Raw genomic sequence first — 14,394 nt, 5'->3', positions numbered from 1 at the left:
ATGTAGCATCGATATAATGATTATTTAAAAGATATGCTATCTTATCTAAGAAAATAGTTAATATTATACTAACGCCAATTAGAACTTTATCCATATTACCACCCTTTTACTCCTTTAATCTATTAATAATTTAAAATATTTATGTAAATTTATTACAAATTCATTGTAACTTTTTCTTTAATCTGTGTAAAGGTATGTTTCGTAATATAAAAAAAGAAACTCAGCTCTACTAAGTTTCTTTCTTAATTATTCATTTAGATATCTTTAAAATAATTTTATACTTTTTCTCTAAGCTTAATACCACTTTCAAAATATCTCATAAACTTTTCTACTACTTCATCATTATCATATTCTTCATCACTTAAAAGTTCGAATAGTGCTGAAGAAACTAGAACTCCTAAGAAACCATAACTTAGTAAAACTGGATCTTCATCTTCTATATATCCTGCATCCATAACTGCTTTGAATTTCTTTGAGCTTTTATTTATCAGGCTCTTTGTTTCTTCTCTTAGCATATTATTTCTTTCCCCAGTTCCCCAAATTTGGCTAATTATAACCTTAAATAAGTCTTTATTTTCATAAACATATTTAAGTTGTACCTTTGCTGATTCTTTTATTATTTCATATGGATCCTTAATGTCTCTAGTTGCTTTTTCAACTTCCTCATGAATAAGATTCATACCTTCTTTTATAATAAATATAAAAAGCTCTTCCTTGCTTTTAAAATGATAATATAAACTTCCCTTTGCAACTCCAGCTCTTGCAACTACTTCATCCATAGTAGCACCTGAATAACCACAATTAGAAAAAACTTGTATGGCTGATTCAAAGATAGCCCTTTTAGTTTTATTCATTTACTCACACCTTCTTAGAAATTATCCTTACGTATTCTATCATAATAATCTATAACATTTCTATCATACTCTTCATTGAATTTTTCAGAGTTTAATATGAAATCTGCTGTTGATTTACTCATTGCAACTACTACATCATATAAAACAGCTATTCTAAGTAAGGCTTTTACATCTGGATCATGAGGCTGTGATGTTAATGGATCCCAGAAGAATATCATTAAATCAATATCTCCATTAACTATTGCTGCACCAATTTGTTGGTCACCACCCATAGGTCCACTTTTAAAACCTTCTACCTGTAATCCTGTTTTTTCGCTTATTAACTTAGCTGTTGTTCCAGTTCCACATAGTTTATGATTTTTTAATATTTCCTTATTTTCTTCTACCCAAGCAATTAAAGCCTTTTTTCTATTATCATGAGCAATAAGAGCAATTTTTTTACTTTTGCCCATTTTATAACCTGCCATAAACATCCCCCTCTATACTAAAACTGTATAATCTATCTAATAGTAACTAATAAAATTATATATAAGTTTTAATAAAGATTCTACATTTACTAAAATTATTTTTCTAGTGTAAGTGATTAAGTAATACAATGACTTAATAAACTTATACACCGATTAAATAATCTATGCTTTCAATTGATGTACTTTACTTTTAAAATTCTTTTTACTTAAAATGCTATAAAACCTCAAAGTATAAATTATTTATTGAAACATATATATGTGTAAATTTTAATTTACAATGGCAGGCTAAATAATATCTCTAACTCTAACTTCTATATTAAGGCTAAGTTATAAAACTAATTCCTAATATAAATGCTATATCACTACTACTACTTCTAAGTTACCTTTATTTCTAGGTATTATATTATCTTCTGATCTTTTACCATTAATCAATATTCCCTTTTCCTCATTACCTTCTGCTCTTTTAATTTTTATGTTATAATTTTCATCCTTATTATTTATTTTTATTTCGTATTCTTTCCATGAATCAGGTACACAAGGTTTAATTTCGTAACCTTTATCCCCTAGCTTTTTAAGACCTAATATGTCTTCAAGTCCAACCTTATACATCCATCCAGAAGCTCCAGTATACCAGCTCCAGCCACCTCTTCCACCATGAGGTTCTTTAATATATACATCTGCAGCCATTACATAAGGCTCAACTTTATATCTTCTTGCTTCAAGCTCAGTATTTGAATGATTAATTGGATTTATCATATTATAATACTTCCAAGCCTTATCACCTAAGTTTAGTTTAGTTAATGCAAGGATTACCCAAACTGCAGCATGGGTATATTGGCCTCCATTTTCTCTAACTCCAGCTACATAACCCTTGATATATCCTGGTTCTAGGGATGATTTATCAAAAGGTGGTGCTAAAAGTTTTATTAATCCATGGTTTTTATCTACTAAGTATTTATCTACAGCTTCCATAGCCTCAATGGTTCTTTCTTCTTTTCCAGCCTTAGAAATTATGGACCAGCTTTGTGCTAAGGAATCTATCTTACATTCATCATTTTCTCTTGAGCCTAGAGGTGTACCATTATCGAAGTAAGCTCTTCTATACCATCCTCCATCCCAAGCATTTTTCTCAAGATTTTCTCTTATAAATTCTTGCATCTTTATATAATCTTCTTCTTTGCTATTATCATTTTTAAACTTACAGATTTCCTTAAAGTTATCAAGTATTTTATATAGGAACCAACCTACCCAAATACTTTCACCTTCACCTTTATTTCCAACTGTACTCATACCATCATTCCAGTCACCACTACCCATTAAAGGTATGTTGTGTCTACCAAACTTTAAGGCAATATCTATAGCTTTTAAGCAATGCTCATAAATACTTCCACTTTTACTTGATTGATTTACTATAGTATATCTTTCATCTTCACCTTCTCTTAAAGGTTCATCCTCTAAATAAGGTGCTTCCTCTTCTAAAATACTATAGTCCCCTGTGGAATTAATATACTCAGCTGTAACATAGGGAAGCCATAATAAGTCATCAGAAAATCTAGTTCTAATTCCTGAATTTATAACTGGATGCCACCAATGTTGAACATCTCCCTCTAAGTACTGCCTTGAGGCACTTCTTAGTATTTGCTCCCTAGTTATAGATGAATCTAAAATACCTATAGACATAGAGTCTTGAAGCTGATCTCTAAATCCATATGCTCCACCACTTTGATAGAAAGCAGTTCTTGATAAATATCTACAGCTAAGAGTTTGATACATAAGCCATCCATTTAATAGATAGTCCATTGAGGCATCTGGTGTCTTAACTTGTATATTTCCTAGGAAATTTGACCAATAATCCTTCACATTTTCAATAGCAGAGTACACATTGTCTAAGTTTCTATAATTATTAATCTTTTCCTTAATTAATGATTCTTCCTCTTCTTCCCCTAGTAAAATAACTATTTCTCTTTCCTCATTAGCCTTTAAGCTAATATTTAATTGAGTAGCTAAACACGGATCATAAATACTTCCTGAAACATTGTTTAAAGAAGTCATTGATAATGCCTTAGGCTTACCTAGATCACTTCCAACTCCAACAAAGCTCTTTCTATCTCCAGTAAAGCTTTGAGAATTATTACTTGTATCCTTATTATCAATAATAGAAAGGTAAGCTTTTTGCTTTCCAAAGTACTTAGAATAAGGGTTTTCTCCATAAATATAATTATCTTTTATTGAAGTAGTAATATACTTTGCACTGCTATAATTATATACACCAAGAACTAATTGAGCATAGTAGAATAAGGATAAATCTCTATCCATATCTGAAAGATTTTTAATCTTTACCTTACATAACTTAACCTTCTCATCTTTCGGACAAAATACCTGCATTTCCCCCTTAATATTGTAAGCACTATGAGTAAATGTAGAATAACCAAAGCTATGCTTAATAGTATATTCTCCACCATCTCTTATAGGCATTGGAGTAATTGTAAAGTATGTTCCAGACTTATTATCTCTAATATATAAGGCTTCCCCTGTAGGATCACTTACCCAGTCATTACTCCAAGGGGTAATCTTATTTTCTCTACTGTTTCCATACCAAGTGTAGCTTGAGCCAACTTCAGAAATATGGAACCCAAAATCCTTATTTGAAATTACATTAATCCATGGAGCAGGTGTATTTTCATAGTCTTTTAATTTTATAACATAACTCTTATCATTTTTATCAAAGCCTCCATATCCATTGAAGAAATCTAAGTTTTCATTAGAATTATCTTCTTTTTCTTCTAAAGCTTCTGTATTTACTATATTTTCTTTGATTTCCTTCTTCTTAGTATTTTCAAGATTTTCTTCAATCTTCTCATTACTAATACTTACAAGACCTTCTTTATCTTCTATATTTCTAAGCTTCTCTTTCTCCTCTATACTTTCAGGATTTTTAATATTTTCTAATATTATACTATTATTCATATCCTCATCAGAAACATTTGCACTTCCATCTAAGCTTATATTTTCTTCATCTAAATTATTTCCATAATGCTTATGCTTAGCATTATTTCTAATATAGTCAGATTCATTTATATTAACCTTAATTCTATTTGTATAGGAATCATCTTTATAAATATTCTTGCTATAATCATAACTAACAGCCTCAACTAACTGCTTAGATAAAGTACCTTCTTTAGAATTTATATAAATCTTTGAAATACCAATGATAAAGTTTCTAATATTTTCATCCATAGTAGCCTTATTATGAATAAATATTCCACCAGCCTTATTTATGTTTTCTCTTTCTAAAGAATTTTTAACTGTTGAAATTATATCCTTTTGTAATGGCTCTTCATAAGACACTTCTTCTTCATTGTATATAATAAGGTCAGTCTTAATACCCTTAATTCTAAAGTAGTAATGCATATTAATAACTTGCCTTAATAAGTCTATATCTTCTTCACCATAAATAACTAAAAGTATAATAGGTAAATCCCCTGAAATACCATAAGACCATAGATTTTCTTGGTTCATACTTATATTTTTAATAAAGTCTTCCCTATTTCTTCTACCACTATAAAGATATAAAATATATGAAGCTAAGCTTTGATAAATATTTGCTTGAGCTGATCTTATTCCAATATGTTTAAGCTCTAATTGATTAGAATAATTATAAGCATCTTCAGTTTTTTCAATTACTGATACTTCCTTATATTTATAAGTTAGATTTAAAATCTCTTCCTTACTTTCAGCTACACCAGTTAAATAGTATATTGTCTTTTCTTCTAAAGGCTGAATAGTTACCCTGCTTCTTATACTCATAATTGGATCTAATACTGTTCCAACTGTATTTTGAAGTGGAGCATCATTATCCATAACTTCTGGATCTTTTAAATTTCGATTTCTACCAATAAAGTTAAGCCTTGAGGTTTCATAAGTTAAGTCTCCATCTAATTCACTATTAGTAGCTATACTATGGAAGATATAATGAGTTACTGCTCCTGCTGCCCTTGGTCTTCTATTTCCAATTAAAGCTTTAGCCTCTTCATCATATTCTGTACTTATAAAAAGATTAGAGAAACTTGGATGAACTGCATCTCCCTCAAAAGATTGCAATGTCACTTCTAAGTAACTTGTTATTTCTAAGGTTCTTTGCTTTTCTCCATTGTTTTTCAATGTAATTTTTCTTATTTCCACATTATCTTCAGTAGCAAGACTTACCTCATATTTAGTAGAAATATTTCCATCTTTTCGTTCAAATATTGCTTTATCTAAGGTAAATTCAATAGCTGCCTCTTCACCATAATCCTTGCAAGGTTCAAAGGTTGCACTCCAAAAATCATTACTATTTAAATTCTTTATATAGAAGAACATTCCACTAGAATCTGCTGTAGAATCTCCCTTCCATCTATAAACTGTCATATCATCTTTTTTAGAATATCCACTACCATTATTAGCAATCATAGTTGAATAACTTCCATTTGATAATAACAAAACTTCTGGATTTTCTGTTTGTTCATCTCCAAAAACTCTTGGGATAAATTCCTCTTTTTCTAATGGTTTTTTAGTCACTTTCTTAATATCTATATCTCTATCAAATACAATATTTTCAGGTACTCTTTCTTTTAATAAGATTTCAACTGCCTTTATTTCTGGTATATTGTGAAATCTTTCTTGAAGTATATTATTATTTAGAACATTATCTAAGGCTAAAAGTGACATTCCTAAATGGTGAACCATATAACATCTTACTTCCTTAGGTCCTTGTTCTAAATCACTATAATCTATAGCTTCTATAAAACCATATTTACCATAAGCTTTATTATCATAAATTCTCTTTAAATTACTTATAGAATCCTTTATTGCATAAGGTATGGTCATAATTGAGGAATAAGGTGATATTACTAGCTCATCTTCTAGTCCTCTCTTTAGACCAACACCTGGTACTCCAAAGGCTTTATATTGGTAGTTTTGATTTATATCAAAAACATAGTAAGCTGATTCTGAAATTCCCCAAGGAGTATTTTTCTTTTCTCCATAAGTTTTTTGAGCCTTAACTACTGAAGAATAAGTCAAAGACCAAATAGTATTGTCAAAAGATTTTAATACTTGATAAGGCATAAAGTATTCAAACATAGTTCCACTCCAAGAAACTAATGTCTTTTCTCCAAAGGCCTTAGTCATATTTCTACTTAAGTTATACCAATGCTCCTTTGGAACTTCCCCTCTTGCAATAGCTAAAAGTGAGGATATTCTTGCTTCAGAAGCCATTAAGTCATAATAAGAATTTCCTAGTGAATCTTCCTCAACATTATATCCAATAGCAAATAATCCTCTTTCTTTACTAAATAAGAAATCAAACTTCATATCCTCCATAATAGATGATATTTCTAAATGTAAACTAGTTATTCTTTCATTAAATTCCTTAAGTTTAGAAATCTTCTTATTTAATACTTCTTTAAATTCTTCACCTGAAGATAAGCTTATTTCCTCTAATCTATCTATTAAATCTTCTAAGGTAAAATCCTTATCCTCATTTAATTTATCTAAGACTAATTTTTCTACTCCACTAAAGATAAAGTCATAGAAATCTATTTTTCTTTCTACTTCTAACTTTAATTTTTCAAGCCAATACTTTTCTTCACTTTCATTATTCTCTTCTAATTTTTCTAACCTTTCTTTAGTTCCTTCATACTCTCTATTAAGTATTTCTCTATAATCAACTAAGTTAATTTCTTCTGGAATACTATCATAGAAATCCATATTGAAATCTTCCCTAAGTATAAAGAAGGTATCTCTTAAACCATGGATATCTTTATCTCTAATTATAGGTTTTTTGCTTAATGTCAACAGTTCTTCCTTAATTATCCACAGGTAACCTAGTAAGTTTCCACTATCAACTGTGGATACATATCTTGGCCATAGAGCTTCTTTTGTTTTTGTATTGTACCAATTTAAATAATGTCCTTTATATTTTTCAAGACCTTTCATTCCATCTAAAATAACTTCAAGCCTATATATAAATTCTCCAATAGATAAATAGCCTAAATCATAAGCAGTTAAGTTACTAATAATCCCCATACCTATATTAGTTGGAGATGTTCTATGAGCAACTCCCTTATAAGGCTTTTCTTGATAATTATCTGGTGCTAAGTAGTTGTTTTCTTCGTTAACAAAATCTTCATAGTAAGCCCAAATCCTTCTGCTTATCTTACTTAAGAACTTTCCATCATCAATATCTAATGTTTCCTTTTCAATTATTTCTTCCTTTGATATCTTACAAGCAATAATAGGTGCTAAAATCCATAATATCGCTATTGGAATAGTAGTAATTATTACTGCTAATGAGTTTGTAAAACTTAATAATAAGATAATGACTCCAAAGCCCCCAGATATCCACATTCTATTGTAATACCATATGTAATTATCCTTTACTGAAGAATCAACATTTTCAGCTGTTCTCCATTGAAGTAATCTCTTCTTAGATATAGTTAATCTATAAATTGTTCTAACTATTGCATCTATCATTAAATACGCCTGATATGGTATAAAGCTAAGTATAAGAACTATTTGCCTTAAGTTCTTAAAGGTTCCCATCAGCTTTTTCTTAGGTGTTACAACAAAGTCTGTAACTGTAAACATTAATGGTATTATTAAAGCTAAAAATAGTAATATAGATACTTGAACAGCACCTTTTAATACTGTTAAAGTAAGTATAAATCCTATAAGTAAGCTTGGAGCAAGTAGGCTTCTCCTTAAGTTATCTATTATCTTCCACTTTGAAATTAAAGATAACTTCTCTGAAAATATAAAGCTTGCAATTTGCCAATCTCCTCTAACCCATCTATGTAATCTTAAAGCACTAGCTAAATAGCTTGAAGGATAACTATCTACTACTTCTACATCTGTAAGTAGTGCACATCTAGTTAGTACTCCCTCTATTAAGTCATGGGATAAAACCTTATTTTCCTTTATTTCATCTTTTAAAATATTATAAAAACTATTAATTTCTATAATACCTTTTCCAGTGAAACTTCCTTCAGAAAATAAATCTTGATATGTATCTGAGGAAGCTGTTGAGTAAGCATCTACCCCTGCATCACCAGCAAATATTCTAGAAAAATAAGTTTTATGCTTATCCTCTAAATTAACACTTACCTTTGGCTGCATTACGCTGTAACCTCTAACTACCCTGCCATCTTCAACCTTAGGTCTATTTAAAACATGGCTCATAGCTGAAATTAATTTTTTAGCACTACCAATAGGCAATAAAGTATCACTATCTAAAGTTATTAAGTATTTTATATCTTTTAGATTATTAATATCGTTACTTATGATGTTATAGCTAGTTTTTTTATCACCTTTAATTAAAGCCATAAACTCCATTAGTTTCCCTCTTTTTCTTTCATGGCCCATAAATATCTTATCTTTAGAATTATAAAGTCTTTGTCTATTAAGGAAATAAAATCTCGGAATATCTTCACTAGCATACTTTAAATTAAGCTCCTTTACTAAATTTAAAGCTTCATCATTAATTAATTTATCATCATTTTCTTCTTCATTTTTACTATCATATAAATCACCAAGTAAGGCAAAGAATATATTCTTATCTCTATTAGCTAAATAATATATTTCAAGCCTTTTTAATAAAGTTATTCCATCTTTAGGATTAGATAAGATTGCTGGTATAACAACAATAGTCTTATCTTCATAAGGAACTCCTTTTGAATAATCCATCTTAGGTATAAAACTTACTTCTGTTACCTTTGCTATAAACCAATTATATAGTGATATAACAACTTCACTAGATGGTATTAACATCAAAACAAAGGCAATTATATATTGCATATTATTAAAGTTAAGAGGTACTAAATATGTAATAAGAAGAATTAATAAATCTACTAATACTGTGCCTAGTAATATTGCCAGCACATATGATGTTTCTGATAAATTCTTCTTTATATTTTTATTTATTTCTTTATTTTTTGAAAGTCCAAATCTCTTTAGTACATCATAAATTCCTGAATCTACTATGTAATATCCTATATGCCTTTTATATAAATCATTATTTTCAATATATAAACTACTTAATTCTAAAGCAGTCTTTGCTATTTCAATTTCTTCTATATTAGTTTTTCTTGATAATTCCTCTAGCTTATGTCTATAATAATCCTTTGTTTCAAAGTCCATATTATTATAAACTCCTGATGGATCTTTCATTAACAGCTTTTCTACTTCAGAAGTTTCAGTAAAGAATTTCTTCCAATTTATTGAGTCCATAACCCTTAATGAATTAATATTGGCGCCTATAGAAGTTGCAATAGTACCTTCTTTTATATGATCCTTTATTATTTCCTTTTCAAAATTACTATTTTCTTTTCCTCTTAATCTATCTAAAGCAAACTTATAAATCCTTTCATCTTCAACAGAGTTATCCCTTAATATACTGAATAACTTATCTATAAACTCTGGTGAAAACATTCCATCATGAAGGCTTTTATCATCACCCATATAATCTAAATCTGTATTATTTTCAATATATTCATTGTCAAATTTATTATCAAGTTTAGGCTCATTCTTCAATGGATACTTTTCTTGAAGCTTATTTAAAAGCTCTTCTAATTTATTTTTTTCATAATAATCTATAACTAAATTAGCAAGGTCTTTTGCTCCAAGCCTTTGTTTTTGAAGTACCACCATCTTATGAACTATATTTGCAAGATTTAAAATTAGAGAAATCCTAATCATAAGTGGGAAGGCCCAAAGCTCTCCTATATTAAAATCTTCTTCTTGATTATTTATAAACTTAATAGCCTCTTCTAAGGTAATTACATTTGAATTGATTTCTATATATTCCTTAGCTAATAAATATATCCTAGGATATTTAATTCCCTCTAAATCAATGCTAGGCAAATTATTAAAATAATTAACTGGTAGATTATTTTTAATGATTTTATATTCTTTTTCTATAAGATAAATATTATCAAGGAGCCATTCTGCTGAAGGTATAACCTCTTCTCCATGCTTAACTAATTTATTTAAATATTTATGATTATGCAGAATCCCCTTAAAGGCTTCATTTAACTCTATTAGAACAGTTCTTCTACCATTTCTTATTGCTTCATCCTTCACAAATAATTCCCCTTTCTACAAAATAATTTATATCCAATATTATTTCTATTTAACCTAATAAATATTTAAGTATTTTACCCATTAGATACATTTATTATTTGCAGAAATATGAAAAATTACTCATTTATATTAAATTATGAATAAAACTGCAAAGATAAATGTAATATGCTCCATAAGACAAATGGCTATAAAAATAAGTTCTAAGGCTCGTAAAAGCTAATAAGCCAAGAGTTTTGGTAGAACTCGGATACCCTCAGACAAACCAACAACTCTAAGTCTTAGTAGCTTTTACTTCACCAAGAACTTCTAATTTCTCGCCATATGCTTATTACTCATATTCCATTTATCTTTGCTAGTAATTTGATAATTTAAACTGGGGGATTCGGCCAACTAAAGGAAGAAATTCAGGCAAGCTGAATTTCAATGATTTTTAATGAGTAAAACGGTGGCTGAAGGGGAGTGCCGTAAGGGATAAATTTCTTTAAATATAAAAAAAGTAGCCCTAACTCTAATTGGAAAGCTACTATTTAACTTACTATAAGATACTATTCAAATTTTATTTTTCTACATTTTTCTTTAATAAAAATTTTAAATTCTTCCTTCTGATTATTGTTTAAACAATCTTTAAATATTAAAACAAACTGATTGCCTTTTGTAAACATAACATATAAGTTCTTAGTTTCAGCAACTCTTTTAAATACTCCATATTTCATATTAGCCTTAGCATTAGTCCCTAAATTATTAACTATAACACCCTCTTCATCAAAGTAAACATTATATTTAACTTCCCTTTTTCCAATAGTTTCTTCTATCTGTTTTATACATCTCTTTTTACTAATATTTATCATTAAAAAATATTCACCAGCCAAAATAGCACTTAATAGTAAAAAAACAAATACATAAAACTTACTTACTAATAAGCTTATAACAGCAAATATAATACAAACAATAACTAATCCCATTATAATACGCCTGAATATAGATGGTATTGTATATTTTTTAAACTCTTCTAATGCATCTTCATTAACTACTCCAGTTCTTTCAAACATAAACACCTCTCCTCTCAATACTATACCAATTATTTTAAATTATAGTTTTTACTTATCTATATAAATTAGTTTATATCATTGGTATGAAGAATAAATATGGTGCTGTAAATACCGCTAAAGATATAGCCAGTATTTTCTTCGATCTTATTTCTATATCTATATTCTTTAAGGTAACCTTATAATTAAACAAATAAATAAAATATCCAGCTACAAGTACAGCTAATATTCCCCAAAGAGCAGAGTAGATACTGCTAAATGGATTGTATGCTAAAGGTGATATTAAATTTTTATCTATCCACATACTAATATTCTTAGGTAACTTAGAAAAAATCAAACTTGGAATAATCATTATTACTGTACCAATAAAATCTGATAAAAATCCAAATATCCAAGCCTTAAAAATAGCTTTCTTATATATTGTTTTCTTATCATTAATCTTAAGTACCATTAAAGTAATCAAAATAACTAATGAGTCTATTATGAAATTTGCTGGTAAAACAACAATCCATGTAATTGGAAATAGCCAAATTATCCATATTGGAAAAATCAAATTATATATTTTTATACTAGTTTTATTTTTCATAACCCCCACACCTCATACATTATATTATAAAAAACCCTTTCGAATTAATTACCATTATAAGTAAATTATAACATACTCTAATTATTCCAAACATTAGTATCTGTTATTTTTTTATTATTTAATTTAAGAAATATTAAGCAAAATAAGCTTAGATATAGATTGCTTAAAAGTTATCTTATGAGGCATTGAAGTACTATTAAAACTAAATAAAATAGAGTTGCCCCAAAGACAACTCTATTAAAACTCTTTAACTCTAAAAACTCCATTTAGAGTTTTTTCCTCAATTCTTCATTCTTAATTTTTCATTCTTAGTTAATATTAAAGCTTCATATAATCATATTTCTTATCTTTAACTTTAAAATCTTCTACTGCTCTTCTTGTCACCCTTAATTTATCTTCAACTTCTTTTAAGTTTGTTCTAGCCATACCTAAAAATAGCATATCTATTATAGCTAGCTGAGATATTCTAGAACTCATTGCCCCTTCTCTTAAAGATTTTTCTACAAAAGGAACCCTTAAAACTATATCTGATGAATTTGCTAAAGTATTATCTATACTAGCTTTAGTTATGGATATAACTTTAACACCTTCCATTCTTGCATTTTCAACACACTTCAAAACTTCCTTTGTTTCTCCTGAATAGGAAATAGCTACAGCTACATCTCCCTTTTCCATAAGAGCTGATGATGTTAATTGAAGGTGAGTATCATTATGGGCTATGCATCTTTTATTTATTCTGCTTAACTTATAGTAAAAATCCATACCAACTAAACTAGAAACACCAACGCTATATATATAAATATTCTTAGCTTCATTTAATGCTTCTATTGCTTTTTCTAATTCTTCTTCTTTTAAAACTCCTAAGGTTTGATTCATTATAGAATCTATAGAGCTTTTAACTCCCCTTATTATATTAGTTGTAGATAAATTACTATGAAGATATTCAAAATCCTCACTATCATCATCATTTTGAAGATTTACAGATAGCTGAAGCTTCATTTCATTTAAAGATTCAAATCCTATCTTCTTAGAAAATCTAACTACTGTTGGAGCAGAAGTATTAGTAGCATCCCCTATGTCTTTAGCTGACATTCCTATAATGCTTTTCTTATTATTTAATAAGTATTCTGCTATAAGCTTTTCACTTTCAGTAAAACTCTCAAAATTTTGCTTAATATACTGGAAAACATTCATATATACCCCCGCCATCCTTTATCTTATTTGGCAATATTAAAGTGAAATTTCTTACCACCCTTAATATATTTTAATAAATAAAAATCCTTTTGTAAAATAGAAGCTACAACATTTGTTCTGCTATCAGCCGCATTATTAACTTTTAGTATTTGAAGTTCTCCCATATATCTTAAATAATCCTTATTATCTATAGTAATATCCCCAATTTTCTTATCTATAGTATTGAAAGGTTCAATTATATCTCCATTTAAGATTAATCTACTTTCACTTGCTCTTATTGCATCTCTAGCTTCATCTGTTCTAGCAGAATACACTTCCCCTAATAATCTTAATATAACTTTATCCTCAGTCTTCACTTCTATATTAAGCTCAATAACATTAGGATCTAATGAAGCTAAATCTTCTAATTCCTTTAAGCTTGGAAGAGAATCCCCTATAAATACAGACTCATTTCCTAATGCAAATAAATGATTAGCAGCTTCTCTAACTTCTACTCCTCTGTGATCTTCTAGAGTTGGAAGACCATCCTTAAGAGGACTTCTTTTTCTGTTATTAGATTGTACAAAAGCACAAGCTTTAATTCCTCTACTCTTTAATAAAGTATTTTTCTCAATCATGCACTCTTCAGAGATAGCTGTACCAATTCTAGGATAAAAGTTATGAAGAGCATCTATATTTTCATAATTAGGTGAGAAACTATCTAATCTTTCAAAAAACTCTTCTGTAATAGTAGAAGCATTTAATTGAATTTTAATACCATAAGTATTTTTACTCATAATAGAAATTTCTTCTTCAGTATAACCAAAGTCAATTCTAATTGTCTTAACTCCCATATTATGAAGACCTTCTAAATCCATATTCTCTAAATCTAAAAACTTAAAAGTATTTGGAGAAATATCGCTTATAATATCCATATCATACTTCTTAGCTAAATCGAAAAACTCCCTAACCTCTACCTTAAGCACATCATAATTTGCCTCAGGAATATGTAAAGAAGTAAAAATTCTAGTAAAACCTAATCTATGTGCATCCTTTAATAATTGAATATTTTCTTCCTTCGTATTATCTAAACCAAAATAAACAGAAAATCCAACCATATTGTAACTCCTTCACTCAATATATTTTTAAAG

The 14,394-nt window shown here is 28.5% G+C and carries 7 protein-coding genes; all 7 read right to left on the bottom strand.

The genetic code is table 11. The features are described 5' to 3' along the window. Window positions 1-275: 275 nt before the first annotated feature. A complete protein-coding gene (locus tag E6248_RS06105; protein ID WP_316339927.1) occupies window positions 276-854 on the bottom strand; it encodes a TetR/AcrR family transcriptional regulator in 579 nt (192 codons plus the stop codon). A gap of 14 nt (window positions 855-868) precedes the next feature. Beyond that, on the bottom strand, window positions 869-1,321 hold the full coding sequence (locus tag E6248_RS06100) for a methylglyoxal synthase (protein ID WP_316339926.1): 453 nt from the start codon (window positions 1,319-1,321) through the stop codon (window positions 869-871). 354 nt (window positions 1,322-1,675) lie between these two features. Further along, entirely contained in the window at window positions 1,676-10,438 is an 8,763-nt protein-coding gene (locus E6248_RS06095) for a GH36-type glycosyl hydrolase domain-containing protein (protein ID WP_316339925.1), read from the bottom strand. A 545-nt stretch (window positions 10,439-10,983) separates the two neighbouring features. Further along, window positions 10,984-11,487 carry a YcxB family protein gene (locus tag E6248_RS06090; RefSeq protein ID WP_316339924.1) on the bottom strand — a complete coding sequence of 168 codons (504 nt, stop codon included), beginning with the start codon at window positions 11,485-11,487 and terminating at the stop codon, window positions 10,984-10,986. A gap of 70 nt (window positions 11,488-11,557) precedes the next feature. Then, the gene (locus E6248_RS06085) at window positions 11,558-12,070 is read right to left on the bottom strand and encodes a hypothetical protein (protein WP_316339923.1); all 513 of its coding nucleotides are present in this window, start codon (window positions 12,068-12,070) and stop codon (window positions 11,558-11,560) included. A 318-nt stretch (window positions 12,071-12,388) separates the two neighbouring features. After that, entirely contained in the window at window positions 12,389-13,264 is an 876-nt protein-coding gene (locus tag E6248_RS06080) for a MurR/RpiR family transcriptional regulator (RefSeq protein WP_316339922.1), read from the bottom strand. Between the two features lie 23 nt (window positions 13,265-13,287). Beyond that, window positions 13,288-14,361, bottom strand: coding sequence for a MupG family TIM beta-alpha barrel fold protein (locus tag E6248_RS06075; protein ID WP_316339921.1), 1,074 nt, complete (start codon window positions 14,359-14,361; stop codon window positions 13,288-13,290). Window positions 14,362-14,394 lie beyond the last annotated feature (33 nt).

The sequence above is a fragment of the Clostridium sp. genome, assembly GCF_032552055.1.
In the GTDB taxonomy this organism is placed as follows: Bacteria; Bacillota; Clostridia; order Clostridiales; family Clostridiaceae; genus Clostridium.
This window is presented reverse-complemented; position numbering and strand designations above follow the sequence as displayed.